Origin of the sequence: Campylobacter sp. CNRCH_2016_3089 (genome assembly GCF_025772505.1) — a bacterium.
Taxonomy (GTDB): Bacteria; Campylobacterota; Campylobacteria; order Campylobacterales; family Campylobacteraceae; genus Campylobacter_D; species Campylobacter_D lari_D.
Genome location: NZ_JAKMSF010000001.1, coordinates 132,641 through 148,642 on the forward strand (window position 1 = coordinate 132,641; position 16,002 = coordinate 148,642).

Genomic DNA, 16,002 nt, shown 5'->3' on the forward strand with positions numbered 1-16,002 from the left:
GAAAGGTTTTTTCATGGGTCTTAGTAAGAAATATAATTTATTTAATATAAATTTTTTCTGTATTTTTGGGATAAATTTTGTTATTTGTCTTGTTTTTTATATGAGTACTATTTCTAGTACAGATTATGTTTTGGGTGTTTTAAATCTTCAAACTAGCACCGCAGGACTTATAATGGGTGCTTTTGTTATAGGTGCTTTGCTTTCTAGACTTTATTTTGGTTCTATTATTGATGGTATTAATATAAAAAAAGTGATTATATTTTCACTTTTATTTTATCTTTTTATTAATTTAATGTATTTGAAATTTTATAATGTGTATTTTTTGGTATTGATACGCTTTCTAGCTGGAGTTTGCTATGGAATTTGTTCTTGTGCTTGTGGGGCAGCTATTGCTAGAATAATACCTAGTAATAAAAGAGGAATTGGTATAGGGTATTATGCTACGAGTGTTGTTTTAACTTCAGCTTTAGGGCCTTTTTTGGCCATAAAACTTGACTCTATCAACTTATTTCAACTAAGCTTTTTAATTGCAAGTGTGAGTATTATCTTTGCATTAGTTTTATCAATTTTTTTAAAAGTAAGAAGATTTAAAAAACATTATCATGTAAAAAGAAAATTTAGTATTTATAATTATTTTGAAAAATCAGTTTTAAATTTGGCTTTGATTACTTTTTTGATCGCATGTCCTTTTGGAGCTATTATAGCTTATATGAGTGCTTATACTCAAAGTTTAAATTTAAGCTTTGCTGGATCTATGTTTTTTGTAATATATGCTGGATTTTCTATAGTTTTTAGACCTCTTGCTGGAAAGGTATTTGATAAACATGGAGCTAATATTGTAATAATTTTTTCATTATTTAGTTTTATATTGTGTTTACTTTTACTTGCGTTTGCAAAAAATTTTTATATGATTATTATCGCCGGTATATTTTGTGCACTAGGTTATGCAAATGCTACTTCAAGTGCACAAGCTTTGGCTATCAAACTAGCTCCTAAAGAAAAAATGGGGTTAGCTAATTCTACTTTTTTTCTATCTTTGGATTTTGGCATAGGAGTTAGTCCTTATTTGTTGGGTATTGTTGAACCAAGTATAGGTTTTGCTAATGTCTATGCACTTTGTGCTGTACTTGTTTTGTTTGCTCTTGTTTTATATTATTTATTAATAGTTAAAAAAACTTTTTGTTAATTTTATTTTAGATACAATGCTTTTTTAAAAATAAGGAAAAAGCATTGTGTGATACTCATAAAATACTAAGTTCTATGAAAAATATCGCCATTATAGGACTTAGTCCTAATCAAGAAAAACCTTCGTATTTTGTAAGCAAATATTTACAAGATTTATCTTATACAATTTATCCTATCTATCCTAAAGAAGATTTTATTTTAAACGAGAAAGTTTATAGAAATTTAAGGGAAATTCCTTCTGAAATTGACACGGTTGTAATGTTTAGAAAAGCAAGTTACGCAAATGAAATTTTTGAAGATCTTTTAGCTAAAAATGTTAAAAATTTTTGGATGCAACTTGGTATTATTAACGATGAAATAATGCAAAAATGTAAAAAATTTGGTATAAATTGCGTTCAAGATCGTTGTATTAAAATAGAATTAGATAAAAAGGTAAATCATGATTGAGTTAAATAAAATTTATCAAGCAAAGCAAAAAATTGCAGATTTTGTATTAAAAACCCCTTTGGTGCACTCTTCTTTTTTAAGTGAGTTTTTAGATACTGATGTTTTTCTAAAATGTGAAAATTTACAAAAAACAGGTGCTTATAAAATCAGAGGTGCTTATAATGCTATTGCTAATTTAAGTAAAGAACAAAAGCAAGCAGGTGTAATAGCTGCAAGCGCTGGAAATCATGCACAAGGAGTTGCAATTAGTGCTAAAAAATTTGGGATAGAAGCTGTGATTGTTATGCCTGAAGCTACACCTTTGCTAAAAGTAAGTGCGACTAAAAATTTAGGCGCAAAAGTGATTTTAAAAGGAGATAATTTTGATGAGGCTTATGCTTATGCGTTAAATTATGCTAAAGAACATCATTTAAATTTTATTCATCCTTTTGAAAATGAAAGTATTATAGCAGGGCAGGGTACTTTAATGCTTGAAATGCTTGATGAAATAAGTGATTTAGATATGATTTTAGCTCCAGTTGGTGGTGGAGGTTTGATTAGTGGAGTGGCGAGTGCTGCTAAGCAGATTAATCCTAATATAAAAGTTATTGGAGTGAGTGCTAAAGGAGCTCCTGCTATGTATGAGAGTTTTAAAAGTAAAAAAATAATCAATTCAAAGGCTGTGAGAACCATAGCTGATGGTATTGCGGTGCGTGATGTAAATAAAATTAATTTTGATATTATTCTTGAATGTGTTGATGATTTTATTCAAGTTGATGATGAAGAAATAGCTAATGCGGTGTTATATTTACTTGAAAAACATAAAATCACAGTTGAAGGTGCTGGAGCATCAGCAGTTGCTGCACTTTTACATAAAAAAATAGATTTAAAAAATCATAAAAAAATAGGCGTGATTTTAAGCGGTGGAAATATTGATGTACAAATGTTAAATATTATCATAGAAAAAGGTTTGTTTAAAGCTTTTAGAAAAATGCTTATCAATGTTACTTTGGTTGATAAACCAGGAGCTTTGAGTACTTTGAGTGATGCTATAAAAGAAGCTCAAGCTAATATAGTTAAAATTGATTATGATAGATTTTCCACTAAGTTAGAATATGGTGATGCGATGATTTCAATTACTTTAGAAACAAAAGGAAAAGAACATCAAGAATTAGTCAGAAAGATACTTTATGACAAAGGTTTTAATTTCAATGAAATTTTATGATAAATGAAATATAATATTTTGTAAATAAATTATAAGGAAAAAAATGTCGCAAGAAAAAATTTTAGAACCAGATACATTAATAACCTCTAAGACAGATTTAAAAGGGGATATTATTTATGCTAATGATGATTTTTTAAAATATGCGGGTTATAAAATGGAGGAAATTTTATATAAACCTCACAATATTGTGCGTCATCCTGATATGCCAAAAACTGTTTTTAAATGTTTATGGGATTATATACAAGATGGAAAAGAAATTTTTGCTTTTGTTAAAAATAAAACCAAACAAAATGATTATTATTGGGTTTTTACTAATGTTACAGCTTCTTTTGATGAACAAGGAAATATTATAAATTATTATTCAGTTAGAAGAAAACCTAAAAGAGAGGCAATATCAACCATAGAGCAAGTTTATAAAATTCTTTTAGAAATAGAAGAAAAAGATGGTATAAAAGCCGGAGTGGATGAACTTGTTAAGATAGTTAATTCTTATGGTATGAGTTATAATCAATTAATTTTAGAGCTTCAAAGATGAATTTGATAAATTTTGTTTATAAATTATTATTTTGTATTAAGATATAATCACTCTCTTTTTAATTTTAAACTAAGGAGATTGTGTTATGTCTTCAGAAAAAATTCTAACCTCGGATGTTTTAATAACATCAAAAACTAATTTAAAAGGTGAGATTATTTATGCAAATGAGGATTTTTTGAGATATTCTGATTATAAAATTGATGAAATTTTATATAAACCTCACAGTATTATGCGTCATCCTGATATGCCAAGAACGGTTTTTAAATATTTATGGGATAACATTCAGCTTAAAAAAGAAATTTTTGCTTTTGTAAAAAATAAAACAAAATATAACGATTATTATTGGGTTTTTGCTAATGTAACTGCTTCATGTGATGAAAATGGAAACATTTTAAATTATTATTCAGTTAGAAGAAAACCTAATGTTGATGCTATCAAAACAATGGAAGAAATTTATAAAGTTCTTTTGTTGAAAGAAAAAGATGGTGGTATTAAATCTGGAATAGAGGAGTTAAAAGCAATAGTAAAATCTTATGGGGTAACCTATAATGAACTAATGATGAAAATTCAAAAATAAAAAAAGGATTTCTTATGAAAAATATTTTGTTTCTTGGTATAGTTTTAAGCATAGTAGCCTGTATTAATTCTTTGCTTTATGCAGAGTTTATTTCTTTAGGTTTCTTTTTAGTTTTGTTTTGTTTATTTATATATGGATTGTTTATTTTAAAAAAAGAAGAACAATTTAGTGATAAGATTTTACATCTTAGTAGAGAGTTAAAAAATGGTAATTTTGATTCAAGAATTGTATATATTAAATGTACTAATAAAAAATTAAAAGAAATTGCTGATAATCTTAATAATACAATAGATGGTTTAGAGGCTTATTTAAGAGAGATAAATACTTCAATTGCTTGTTCTCAAAAAGGTGAATATTTTAGAAGAGCTATCCCTGAAGGTTTAAAAGGTATTTTTGTTCATAATATTAACTTTATTAATAAAGCTTTGGATGAGATAGAAAAAACTGGAAAATTGGTGTTTAAGAATGCTTTATCAAGAGAACTTATGGACTTGAGTTTAAATAGTCAAAATAAAAATTTATTAAAATTATCTACAGATTTAAATGCTATCATTAAACTTATGAGGAAAGTTTTTGGTGATATTAAAGTTATTTCCAATACAGCGCAAAAAAATGGTATCGAGATTGGTGGCTTACAAGAATCAATTGGTTTTATGATGCAAGTAGCCAATGAAAGTAAAAATGCTGTTGATACTTTTGCTTCAAATTCTCAAAACATTAATGCGATTGTTGAAGTAATTAGGGATATTGCAGATCAAACTAACCTACTTGCTTTAAATGCAGCTATTGAGGCAGCTCGTGCGGGAGAGCATGGTAGAGGTTTTGCGGTAGTTGCAGATGAAGTAAGACAACTTGCTGAAAAAACACAAAAAGCAACAGGTGAAATTACTTTAGCAATTCAAGTAATGAATCAAGAAATAGGCTTAATACAAGAAAATAGTGAGAAGGTTTATGGTATAGCTAGTTCTTCTGATGCTAAAATTTTAGATTTTAGCCAAGCTTTTAAAGATCTTGAAGGAAAGAGTTTGCATTTAGGAGAAGATTTTGTTAATTTTGCATCTGATTTAACTCTTTCTGCTATGAAAATAGATCATATATTATATAAATCTGATGTTTATTTAACTCTAAATGGTTCTCAAGAAAATCTTCAAAATCTAGATCCTATTTCAACTTTATGTAAAGATGAAGATGCAAAAAGCATTTTCTGTCCTTTAATTCCTCCTAAAGAATTAGAGTCTAAAAGTGAATTTATTCAAAATGTAGCTAACAAAGCAGTGAAGCTTTCTAAAAAGGAAAGCATTTCTAAAGAGGATTATGATTGTATTATAGAAGATATACAAAATTTAGAAAGAGAAAGTAAAGCTATTATAGATAAATTAGAAGCTTAAAGCTTCTAATTTAGATAAGAGCTATTTTTAAAACTTCTTGTAAATTTTTTACCCCAATAATTTTCATATTTTTTACTACTTCTTCAGGAATATCTTTTAAATCTCTTTCATAGTTTTTATGTGGGATAATGGCTGTTTTAATATCAGCTTTATAAGCAGCAATAAGTTTTTCTTTTAAACCACCTATTGGTAGAACATTGCCCATTAGATCAATTTCTCCAGTCATTGCAACATTTGATTTTACTTTCTTGTCGCTAAAAATAGAAGCAATGGCTGTGGTAATAGTTATGCCTGCACTTGGTCCGTCTTTTGGAGTGGCTCCATCTGGTACATGAATGTGAAGATTGTATTGATTATATATGTTTTCATCTTCTTTGTAGAAAAGTTTCTTTGAGACTTTAATTTGTTCATCATCGATTAAATTCTTAACAAGACTTTGAGCAATTTTTGCTGATTCTTTCATTACATCACCCAAGCTCCCTGTTAAAGTTAGATCACCCTTGCCTTTGATTTTAATGACTTCGATTTTCAATACATCTCCACCTACTGCAGTCCAAGCAAGTCCATTTACCTGTCCGATTTTATTTTCTTTTTCGTGCTTTTCTATTTCAAAGACTTTTTTACTTAAAAAATCTTTTAAATTTTTATCATTAATTTCAATATTTTTAATATCTTTTTCTAAAAGAAGTTTTTTAACACATTTTCTACAAATTTCAGCAATTTTTCTTCTTAAATTTCTTACACCTGATTCTCTAGTATATTCATTTACTATTAATTCTATAGCATCATCACTAAAGCTTATTTCTTCTTTTTTTAATCCATGTTTTTTTATTTCATCAGGTATGAGATAGTTTTTGGCTATTTGGAATTTCTCTTGAGGAGTGTAAGAGCTAAGTTCTATAAATTCCATTCTATCTTTTAGAGCAGGTGGAATTAAACTTGCATCATTTGCAGTAGCTATGAAAATGATTTTGCTTAAATCGATGTTGAAATTTAGATAATAATCTCTAAATTTAGTATTTTGTTCAGGATCTAAGATTTCAAGTAAAACTGCACTTGGATCTCCTCTATGATTGCGACTTAGTTTATCAATCTCATCAAGCACAACTACTGGGTTGCTTTGTTTTGCTTCTATAAGTCCTTGTATAATGCGTCCTGGCATAGCTCCTATATAGGTTCTTCTATGTCCTCTTAGTTCATTAACATCTTCTAAACCACCTAAAGCTATGCGCACTAACTCTCTTTTTAATGCCTTTGCGACTGAATTTGCTAAAGAAGTCTTGCCAACACCAGGAGGGCCAACTAAGCACAAGATGACTTTTGCACCATCTCTATCTTTAATCTTGCGTTTTTCTAAAAGTTCTTTAACTGCAAAGTATTCTTCGATACGCTCTTTTGGTTTTTCTAGGGCATAGTGATCACTATTGAGTTGTAAAGATACATCTTTTAAATTTAGTTTTTTCTTTGAGGAGTGCTCAAAAGGTATATCTAAAACCGTTTCTATGTAAGTTTGCACCATAGAAGCTTCTGAATTATCTTGATGAATTCTTTCATATTTTTGAATTTGCTTTTTGATTTCTTTATAAGCCTCTTCATACATAAAAGCTTTTTTCTTTTCTAATTTTTTATTATATTCCTCTACTTCGCTTTCTTTTTGTATATCGCTTCCAAGCTCTCTTTGAATTTGTTTGAGTTGTTCTTTTAAAAAGTATTCTTTATTAACCTTGTCAATTTTAGAATGAACTTTATTTTTGATTTCTTTTTGGATTTTATTTGCTTCAATTTCTTTAGCTAAATAATCAATTAAATTTAAAAGCTTGGTTTCTAAATTAGTTTCGATAAAAAATTCATAAGCTTGTTGTTTTTTGATTTTAATAGAATTTAATATTAGATCACAAATTCTGCTAGGCTCGACATCTTCTTCTATAGTTCTTAAAAGATCAGGTGGAAAATAATGACTCACAGTCGATAAAGCTTTTGCTTTTTCTCTAACTACTTCTATAATAGCTTCTTTTTTTGTATTGCAAATTGGCTCTTGATGAATTAAATCAACTAAAGCATATAAAGGATCATCCGAAATTCTCTCAACAATCTTGGCTTTTGCATATCCTTGGAATAAAATTTTTATCCTACCATCAGGCAGTGGAACTTTTCTCATAATACTCCCAATGACACCACAATCATATATATCATCAAAGCCACGCCCACCTTCAATTTTTGATGGTGCCACAAAAATCATACTTTCATTTTGTAAAGCGGTATCTAAGGCTTTAATATTTTGCATATCATTTAAAAAAATAGGTGTTATCATAAAAGGGTATAAAAAAAGCTCATCTTCTACAAGAATGGGAAGTTTTGTTGGATAGTTTTGAATATTTTCTAATTTCATTACATTATACCTTCTTCAAATATTTTTCTATACCATGGAAGTTCTGGTTTAATCATATCGATTTTATTAAAATCGGAATTTTCGATTTTTTGCTTATAAATTTCATAGCTTTGTTCTCTGTTTTTTTTCTGATATAATTCTGCTATACTTGTATCAAGGTAAAAAACTGCAAGATTAAATTTAGTTAGCATGGTATCGATTAAATCATTATATTGTACATTAGGATAGTTTTGATTGTATTCTTTGATTTCTTCTATTGTTTTTAGCATTAAGGCTTGGTTACGATTTGGAACAGCAAAAGAGTCAAATTTAGCTTTGATTTTTAAATATCTTATATAAGCTACATTTTTAGAATCACCAAATTTGTTTAAATATTCATCAAGATAAAAATTTGCCATTTCATATTCTTCTTCACTAATATGAGCTTGAGCTAATATAAGTAAAGTTTGTTCTAATAATGGATCAGCAATATGTTCACCTGCCATTGAAGTATAGTGTTTATCAGCTGCTTCAAGATTTTTTTCTTGTAAATCTTTTATAATTTGTTGATACCATTCCATAGAACTTAGATTATATAAATCTTCAGCTTTTTTCGAGCTACATGCTCCTAAAAATAACCCTGCAATAATAAGTGAAAAAATAAAAAGTTTTTTCATTGTGTTACCTTATAAATTTAATAATTGTAATTATAATGTTTTTATGTTTATGAAATTGTTAATTTTTAAAACTAAAATTATAGTCAAAAACTCTTAATTAGTGTAATTTTTAAAATTGGAACTAAAATTGCTTAATGAGTTGTAATTTCTTAGTCAATAGATTTTAGGAGGCAAGATGAACTTAGAAGTTAAATGTCCTATTTTAGGTTTTGAAGATACCAAAAATATGAATTTTTATAAAATAGACGAGGTTTTTTATAGACTTAAAAGCCTTGATGGTAAAGATTTTTCTTTTGTGATGATTGATCCTTATATGATCCGTCCTGATTATGATTTTGAAGTGCCTGATTATTATCAAGAATTATTAGCTTTAAATGAGCAAACTAATTTTGGTGTGTTTGTTATAGTGGCTATTAATGAGCCATTAGAAGAATCTACGGTAAATTTTTTAGCACCTGTTGTGATGAATTATGATAATAACTCTTTAGTGCAAGTGATTTTAGATACAAGCAAATATCCTAATTATTTTCAGTCTGAAAAGATTTCAGCTTTTATTAAACAAACAAAATAATGTCTGAAATTTATATTTTAGGAAATGGTGCTATGGCAAGTGCTATAGCTAAAGGTTTAGAGGATACTTATAAAGTAGTTATTGTTGCTAGGGATTTAAAAAAAGCCAGTGGTTTAAATTTAAAAGTATTATCATATGATGAGCTTGATATGGATAATAAAAATATTATTTTGGCTTTTAAACCTTATGCGTTAGAAGAAGTAGCTGTTAAATTAAAAGGCAAGGCAAGATGGCTTATTTCGGTTTTAGCAAACACTACTTTTGAGCGGCTTCATTGTATTGATGCACAAAATTATGTGAAAATTATGCCAAATACAGCAGCCGAATTTAAAGCTTCTACAACTGCTTATTTAATGGAAAAAGATTTATTTAAAGATGAAATTTTATCTTTGTTAAATACTTTTGGTAAAGCCATAAGTTTGCAAAATGAAAAAGAATTTGATATAGCTATGGTTTTGAGCGGTTGTGCTCCTGCATTTTTAGCTTTGGTAGCAGAAAGTTTAGCTAATGCAGGTGTGAAAAATGGTTTAAAAAATGAGCTTAGTTATGAGCTTACTCGCGCAAGTTTTGAAAGCTTTAGTGCTTTGTTTAATCGTGCTCATCCTGCTATTATTAAAGAAAAAATTTGTTCTCCAGCAGGGGTAACTATAAAAGGAATTGAAGCTTTGGAAAAAAGAGCTTTACGCGGTGCTTTTTTTGAAGCTTTTAATGCAAGTTTAAATAAATGAAGCAAGCTTTTAGTCTCCTAGAGCTTGCTTTTTGTATTGTAATTTTATCTTTTATTTTTGGATCTTATTATCTTGTATTTGCAAATAAATCTTTAAATGTTATATGGCAAAATCAAACCCTTTTTAATGAAGAAAAAGAATTGCTAAAGAAAATTCCTTTATATAAAGCAAAAGAGATAAATATAAATACTTACAACTTTTTAGAATACACTAGTGATGAATTTAAACTCAAATCTTTAAAAATAAAAGATTTATCCTATAAAGAAGCTTTTATAGATGACAAAGGCTTTTAGTTTATTGGAACTTGCGTTAAGCCTTGTTATTTTGGGTATTTTGATTACTATTTTAATTAATCCAGCTATGTATATTTATAATTATAGTTTTAATGTTAAAAAATCTAGTGAAATATTTTTTGATTTAAATCAAGCTTTACTTAGCATGGAGAAAATTTATAATTCTTGCTTGAATGCAATATTTACAAGTAATTCTTTTGAGTGTTATATGAATGCAAATGATGATATTTTTTATGATTTGTCATTAAAAAAATTAAACTTCAGTGGTATTATTTTAGAAAATAATGAAAGTTTTTTTAGCCCAAAAAGTAATTTGTATTTTATAGAAAATGGAATTTCTGAAGGAATTTTGAGCAATTATAAAGATATGCATAGTATGAAGAAGTTGAAAATATACACTAGTGATTATATGTATATTTATGATATAAAAAATTCAAAAATCTATAAAATATTAGTTGATGATAGAGAAAAAATCAATTTTTTTGATGAGAGTTTTAGTGGATTTTATACTATTTTATATGCTTATATTAAGGTGTATTTGAAAAATAAAAATATTTATATGCAAATTGATGATTTAAATCATAACAAACAAGTATTTTTATTAGCTCAAAATATTTCAAAACTTATTTTCAAGCATGATGGTGAGTTATTAAAAATTACAATTTGCAGTAATACTCAAAATAGATGTTTAGATAAATGGATGCTTTTGTGAAAAAATCATTTGCAATGATATATACAATATTTTTTATTTTATTTATTTCTTTTATTATGGCGTTTATAATAAAAATTTCTTCATATCCACCAAGAATTATGAAAGATTTAACGCTTTATACCCAAGGAAATATTTTACTTCATGATGCTAAAGAGTTTGCTAAATATTTTTTATATCAAGCCTATTTGGAGGGTAAAGAATGCTTAAGTGAATATAATTTTGAATATAATAATATAAAAATACGAATTGATTATGCTTATCCTTTGGGTGAATGTAAAAATAATAAATTAATTGCAAAGTATGTTCATGCAAAAAGTATTGTAGTGGTAAATATTAGTGTGTTGTTAAATACCAATAAAGCAGTAAATGAAGAAGTGTTTTTACAAAAAAGTTTTTTTATTTATCCTAGGTAGATTGAATGTAAGTTTGAATTCCAATAGCTATCATTTTTACTCCCATAGCCATAATAAAAACTAAAGCAATGCGCGAAAAAACATAAAGTACAAGCTTACCGATAACTTTTTCAATAGTAGCTGAAAAGTGAAATAAAGCAAAAATAAAAGCAAAAGTAAGTAATACAGAAGCTATAGCTATAGCTAAATTTTGATCTTCTGAAATAACTACTATGGTAGAAAGTGTTCCAGGTCCTACAAGCATAGGAAATGCCATTGGCACTATACTTTTTTTTAATAATTCTTTGTGGCTTAATCCTTGATAGTGTTGAAATTGAGTGCTTGATGGGGTGAAAAGTAGATTTTTTGTACTCATAATGATTAAAATCAAACCACCTGCAACTCGTAAATCATTAATATCTATTTTAAATAAATATTTCATGATAAATGGTCCAGAAAGTAAAAAAACTAAAACAATACAAAATGCAGTGTAAATGATATTTCTAAAAAGTTTTTTTCTTATATCAGCATCTAGACCTTCAGTCATTGCAATAAATTGTGGAAGATTTCCAAAAGGATTTAAAACTGCTATAATAGCAACGGATGCAAGTAAAATAACATAAATTTCAGATTCTATATCTGAAAACATAAAACAACCTTTTATTTTCCCAAGCTTAAAAAGCTTGGGTTTGATTTAATAATTATAGTCCTTCAAAAGGATTAGTAACAACTTCTTTTCTATCTACGATATAAGGGATAAGTGCTACATGTCTTGCACGCTTAATAGCAACTTCAACCATTTCTTGGTGTTTTTTGCTAGTGCCTGTTAAACGGCGTGGCATAATTTTAAATCTTTCTGATAAAGCATGTTTTAGCAATGCTGTATCTTTATAGTCTATAAAATCAACTTTAGCTTCAGTATATTTACAATATTTGCGTGAGTATTTTCTTTTTTCTGCCATGTTTTTTCCTTTAAAATGGTAATTCTGTATCATCATCATATTTATCAATATCAATTTCCTTCATAGGGGCTTCCTTTTGAGGATTTTGATAGGTATTATTAGATGAATTTGTTCTAGTTTGTACTTGAGCATAAGGATCAAAGCTTTGTTGTTGATTAAAATTTTGATTATAACCATAATTTTGATTTTCAAAATTACTTTGTTGATTATTTTGTACAGTTGAACCTAGCATTTCTAAATTTTCAACTTGAATACTATGCTTTGATCTGTTTTGTCCATTTTGATCGCTCCATTGCTCAAATCTCAAACGACCTTCGATTAAAATTTTACTACCTTTGTTAAGGTATTGATTAGCAATTTCTGCAGTTCTTCCAAAAAAGCTAATGTCGATAAAGCAGGTTTCCTCTCTTTTTTCTCCTGTATTTGTACTAAATCTTCTTGTTACAGCTATAGCAGAAGAGCCTATTGCGCTACCTGATGGAGCATAACGCATTTCTATGTCCCTTGTAAGATTCCCTACTAAAACGACTTTGTTAAACATTAATTAGCCTTCTGTGCTTTCACTAGCTTTAATTTCTTTTTTATTTTGTTTGATACCCTTGCTTAGTCTTTCCCAAGCCGCAATTTCTTTTTTATTTTCATATTTTACGATTAAAAATCTGATTACTTCTTCAGTGATTCTTAATACCCTTTCAAGCTCTGCTATTAAATTTGTAGGAGCTTTGAAATAAATCACAAAATAAGTTCCTCTTTCGTATTTTTTAATTTTGTACGCAAGTTTTCTTGTTCCCATTGGAACTACGCTTTCAATTTCTGCGCCATTTTTTGTAAGGACTTCTTTTACGAATTCCAACTTAGCACTTACTTCTTCTTCTGTAAGTGTTGGTTTTAATATGAATAAAACTTCATAATGTCTCATTTAATTTCTCCTTATGGATATAAAGCCTAAAATTTTAGGCAAGGATTTTGCATAAAATGCGAATTTCATTTTACCATAAGTTTTCTTAATTTAACTTTTTAATATGGAGCTAAGTTGTAAAAGTGTTGCGATTAAAAATTCTTTTTTTTCTATTTTAGAATTCTTTTTTAATTCATATTCGCAATTACAAAGTGTCAGAAAGATATTTTTATATTGTGATATTTTGATCATAAGAGCTTGTTTTTGAAGATTTTGTGCCACAGAAATAGGTGGAGCATAGCCTAAAATTTCTTTTAAGTCTAAATTTCCATAAATTTTAATATGTAAAGCTATTTTAAAAAGTCTAGAAAAATTTGCATATAAGGCATTAATCAATGCTATTTCATTGTAATTTTCTAAAATATTTTCAAGTTCATTCCTTAAATCTTTTTTTTGCATTAATTTATCAAAAAAACTTTCAAAACTAATAGTACTTAAACTATAACAATGCTCTTGGATAATTTTTTCATTGATATTTAGACCACTAAATTTATTTAACTCATTAGCCGCTAAATATAAATTTTCATTAAAATTATAAAAAAGAGCATAAAGGGCATTTTGAGTAATGTTAATATTTAATTCTTTAGCTTTTAAAGCTAGTAATTCCATGCCTTCCTTAGCTGAATTTACTTTATAAAATCTACAAAAATTATTAGCAAAAATTTTCTCCGCTTCACTTTGTTTGGAGCTTTCATCATAAATTTCAAGTAAAAAATAATTATCTTGCGAATTTTGACAAAGCTGTAAAAGTTGCTTGAGTTCTTTACTTGGGATTTTCTTTTGAGTTTTGATTTCTAGCAATTTTCTTTCGCTAAATAAGGAAGCGCTAGATAAATAATCATATGCTTGCTTAAAATCATATTCTTCAAAATAAAATCTTAAACTCTCATCAAAAGAGTATTTGTCTTTAATAAATTTAGTATAAAGCTCTATTTGGAAATTATCCGCTCCATAAAGTAAGAAATAATTAGGAAAATTATTGCTATTAAGTAAGCTTTGGAGTTGATTTTTATACATTTTGGTTTCTTTCTAAACTAAAATGCTTGGTGATTTTGCCAAAAATTTTAGCACTAACAATATCTACTTCAGTGATTTCTACTTCTATATTTTCTAATAAATTTGCCCTTGAACCTATGATGGTAATCAAAGCCCCCTTAATTTCATCATTTAATTTTACTTGCAATGAACTTTGATTTTCTACCACTAAAGCCTTAAATCTTTTTCCTATATTTTCTTTTGCCCATCTTGCAAATTTTCTATCCATGAAATGCCAAGCAACCTTATCTGCTTCTCTTTCTAATAAGCTTAATTCCTCACAAGTGCTTTGTATGTTTAAAAGCAAATAATTAAACATTTTTTCATCATTATTGATTTTAGCTTTTAAAAGTCTATGTAATATAAGATCAGAATATCTTCTAATAGGACTTGTAAAATGGGTATATTTATCAAAACCTAAGCCAAAATGCCCTGCATTTTCACTAGAATATTCTGCTTTTTTTTGCGCCTTGATGATGAGTTTATCTACTTCTTCTCTTATATTTAGCTCATTTGCTAAGACTTGAATGTCTTTAAATAATTCTATGACATTATTTTTAGGATTAATATCTATACTAAGTGTTGAAAGATCAGCTAGCAATTGATCTATTTTTTTATAATCAGGACTTAAATGATTTCTAAAAACTCCTATATCAATGAGTTTTGCTGCAGCTTTATTAGCTAAAAGCATGCAATCTTCGATTAAATTATGCGAGGCAGTGTCATTTTCAAGGCGTGTTTTTATGAGTTTATTATTTTCATCTAAAGTCATTCTTAGCTCTTGGGTTTTAAACTCACAAGCATTTTTTAATCGTTTTTTTCGTAAATTTTGAGTGATTTTGAAAACCTCATAAAGCCAATTGATTGCGCCTAAATCTTCTTGCTTTTGTAAATACTCATCAACTTCATCGTAATTAAAACGGCGTTTTGAGTTGATAATAGCCTCAAAAAGCTCTTCTTTAATCACTTCATTGTTTTGATCTAAGCTTATTTTAAAACAAAATGCTAACCTATCTTCATTAGGTTTTAGTGAGCAAATATTTTCACTCAAAGCTCTTGGTAGCATAGGTATAGCAATATGAGGAAAATAAATCGAAAAACCCCTTGATCTTGCTTCTTTATCAATAGCACTATAAGCATGCACATAAGCACTTACATCAGCTATGGCTACATAAATAGCATGCTCATTTTTATCATAATAAATTGCATCATCAAAATCTTTTGCATCAATTGGATCAATGGTACAAAAATTTAAATTTCTAAGATCTTTTCTTGATGGATACATACTCGCATCAACTTCATTTCCATAAGCTCTTGCTTCATTTTCACATAAATTATCAAAAACTGCATTTTTATTAAAAAGTGCTAAGGAAATTTTTTCATCTACAAAATCATCATCAATATGTCCTATCACTTCAGTGATATTATTATCATGATTTTCTATTTTTAAAATAGTTCCCAAAGGTAGAGTTTTTAAGGATTTTTGAGAGGCTTTTAAGGCACATGTGAGTCCTGTTTGAATATTTACTCCAAGGACTGCTTCGCCGTATTTTTTAGTTATAACCAAAGAAGTTTCATGGACTCTTTTAAGTATTAAGATAACTTTAGCACTTGGACGCTTTTTTTTAAGAGGAAGTAATTTTGCCACAACTATGTCAGCATAATTCGCTCCTTTTAAATTTTTATTTTCTATGAGCAAATCACGCTTAAAAACAGGATCAAAACTTTCTAAAAATCCCGTTCCATTAGCTGAAATATCAATCTTACCAAAAGTAAAGCCATCTTTTAAATAGTATTTGTTTTTATAAAATTTAATGATATCGCAAGTTAGCAACTCTCTAATGATTTGCTTGCTTTTATTGGTAATTTCATCAGCATTTAGACCATAGCTTAGTTGATTAAATAATTCTTTCATAATACTCTTTATAGTAATTTTTCAAAACTTAAATTTTATCATAAAAGGATTAAAT

General features: G+C 27.7%; 18 protein-coding genes and 1 pseudogene. 11 read left to right on the plus strand and 8 right to left on the minus strand.

Going from position 1 to position 16,002, the window contains the following annotated elements; all coding sequences use genetic code 11:
- Positions 1–13 precede the first annotated feature (13 nt).
- The 6 genes and pseudogenes from L8W69_RS00690 to L8W69_RS09340 all read left to right on the plus strand — a co-directional run.
- Complete coding sequence (locus tag L8W69_RS00690; RefSeq protein WP_263659077.1) at positions 14–1,186, plus strand: MFS transporter; 1,173 nt, start codon at positions 14–16, stop codon at positions 1,184–1,186.
- 74 nt (positions 1,187–1,260) lie between these two features.
- Complete coding sequence (locus L8W69_RS00695; RefSeq protein ID WP_220567274.1) at positions 1,261–1,632, plus strand: CoA-binding protein; 372 nt, start codon at positions 1,261–1,263, stop codon at positions 1,630–1,632.
- Positions 1,625–2,836: a threonine ammonia-lyase gene (gene ilvA, locus L8W69_RS00700; RefSeq protein ID WP_220567254.1), complete on the plus strand. Its 1,212-nt coding sequence runs from the start codon at positions 1,625–1,627 to the stop codon at positions 2,834–2,836. Before L8W69_RS00695 ends, ilvA begins: the two co-directional genes overlap by 8 nt.
- A gap of 43 nt (positions 2,837–2,879) precedes the next feature.
- Positions 2,880–3,371: a PAS domain-containing protein gene (locus L8W69_RS00705; RefSeq protein WP_133318778.1), complete on the plus strand. Its 492-nt coding sequence runs from the start codon at positions 2,880–2,882 to the stop codon at positions 3,369–3,371.
- A gap of 85 nt (positions 3,372–3,456) precedes the next feature.
- Entirely contained in the window at positions 3,457–3,948 is a 492-nt protein-coding gene (locus tag L8W69_RS00710; protein ID WP_220567252.1) for a PAS domain-containing protein, read from the plus strand.
- A gap of 716 nt (positions 3,949–4,664) precedes the next feature.
- A pseudogene (locus tag L8W69_RS09340) lies at positions 4,665–5,336 on the plus strand (methyl-accepting chemotaxis protein); the annotation flags it as partial.
- Between the two features lie 10 nt (positions 5,337–5,346).
- On the opposite strand, the gene lon reads toward L8W69_RS09340, so the two are convergent.
- Together lon and bamD are read right to left on the minus strand one after the other, a co-directional pair.
- Positions 5,347–7,725 (minus strand): endopeptidase La, encoded by a 2,379-nt coding sequence (gene lon, locus L8W69_RS00720; protein ID WP_220567250.1) that lies wholly within the window; start codon positions 7,723–7,725, stop codon positions 5,347–5,349.
- Positions 7,725–8,381: an outer membrane protein assembly factor BamD gene (gene bamD, locus L8W69_RS00725; RefSeq protein WP_133318782.1), complete on the minus strand. Its 657-nt coding sequence runs from the start codon at positions 8,379–8,381 to the stop codon at positions 7,725–7,727. The genes lon and bamD overlap by 1 nt, the downstream gene beginning before the upstream one ends.
- A 175-nt stretch (positions 8,382–8,556) precedes the next feature.
- On the opposite strand from bamD, the gene fliW reads away from it, so the two are divergent.
- Genes fliW through L8W69_RS00750 form a run of 5 tightly spaced genes read left to right on the plus strand, consistent with a single transcriptional unit; the run spans position 8,557 to position 11,098 of the window.
- Positions 8,557–8,952, plus strand: a complete 396-nt coding sequence (gene fliW, locus L8W69_RS00730; RefSeq protein WP_012661666.1) for a flagellar assembly protein FliW — start codon at positions 8,557–8,559, stop codon at positions 8,950–8,952.
- Entirely contained in the window at positions 8,952–9,680 is a 729-nt protein-coding gene (locus L8W69_RS00735) for a pyrroline-5-carboxylate reductase (RefSeq protein WP_220567249.1), read from the plus strand. Before fliW ends, L8W69_RS00735 begins: the two co-directional genes overlap by 1 nt.
- Complete coding sequence (locus L8W69_RS00740; protein ID WP_220567248.1) at positions 9,677–9,973, plus strand: hypothetical protein; 297 nt, start codon at positions 9,677–9,679, stop codon at positions 9,971–9,973. The genes L8W69_RS00735 and L8W69_RS00740 overlap by 4 nt, the downstream gene beginning before the upstream one ends.
- The gene (locus L8W69_RS00745; RefSeq protein WP_220567247.1) at positions 9,957–10,685 is read left to right on the plus strand and encodes a hypothetical protein; all 729 of its coding nucleotides are present in this window, start codon (positions 9,957–9,959) and stop codon (positions 10,683–10,685) included. The genes L8W69_RS00740 and L8W69_RS00745 overlap by 17 nt, the downstream gene beginning before the upstream one ends.
- Positions 10,682–11,098 carry a hypothetical protein gene (locus L8W69_RS00750; protein ID WP_263666166.1) on the plus strand — a complete coding sequence of 139 codons (417 nt, stop codon included), beginning with the start codon at positions 10,682–10,684 and terminating at the stop codon, positions 11,096–11,098. The genes L8W69_RS00745 and L8W69_RS00750 overlap by 4 nt, the downstream gene beginning before the upstream one ends.
- On the opposite strand, the gene L8W69_RS00755 is transcribed toward L8W69_RS00750, so the two are convergent.
- The 6 genes from L8W69_RS00755 to L8W69_RS00780 all read right to left on the minus strand — a co-directional run bounded on the left by L8W69_RS00755 (position 11,091) and on the right by L8W69_RS00780 (position 15,947).
- A complete protein-coding gene (locus L8W69_RS00755; protein ID WP_263659084.1) occupies positions 11,091–11,726 on the minus strand; it encodes a MarC family protein in 636 nt (211 codons plus the stop codon). The genes L8W69_RS00750 and L8W69_RS00755 overlap by 8 nt on opposite strands.
- A gap of 52 nt (positions 11,727–11,778) precedes the next feature.
- Positions 11,779–12,039, minus strand: a complete 261-nt coding sequence (gene rpsR / locus L8W69_RS00760; protein WP_039618521.1) for a 30S ribosomal protein S18 — start codon at positions 12,037–12,039, stop codon at positions 11,779–11,781.
- 10 nt (positions 12,040–12,049) lie between these two features.
- The gene (locus tag L8W69_RS00765; RefSeq protein WP_133318788.1) at positions 12,050–12,580 is read right to left on the minus strand and encodes a single-stranded DNA-binding protein; all 531 of its coding nucleotides are present in this window, start codon (positions 12,578–12,580) and stop codon (positions 12,050–12,052) included.
- Between the two features lie 3 nt (positions 12,581–12,583).
- The gene (gene rpsF / locus L8W69_RS00770) at positions 12,584–12,958 is read right to left on the minus strand and encodes a 30S ribosomal protein S6 (protein ID WP_133318789.1); all 375 of its coding nucleotides are present in this window, start codon (positions 12,956–12,958) and stop codon (positions 12,584–12,586) included.
- A 90-nt stretch (positions 12,959–13,048) separates the two neighbouring features.
- The gene (holA, locus tag L8W69_RS00775) at positions 13,049–14,014 is read right to left on the minus strand and encodes a DNA polymerase III subunit delta (protein ID WP_263666167.1); all 966 of its coding nucleotides are present in this window, start codon (positions 14,012–14,014) and stop codon (positions 13,049–13,051) included.
- Positions 14,007–15,947 carry a VacB/RNase II family 3'-5' exoribonuclease gene (locus L8W69_RS00780; RefSeq protein WP_263666168.1) on the minus strand — a complete coding sequence of 647 codons (1,941 nt, stop codon included), beginning with the start codon at positions 15,945–15,947 and terminating at the stop codon, positions 14,007–14,009. Before L8W69_RS00780 ends, holA begins: the two co-directional genes overlap by 8 nt.
- Between the last annotated feature and the right edge of the window lie 55 nt (positions 15,948–16,002).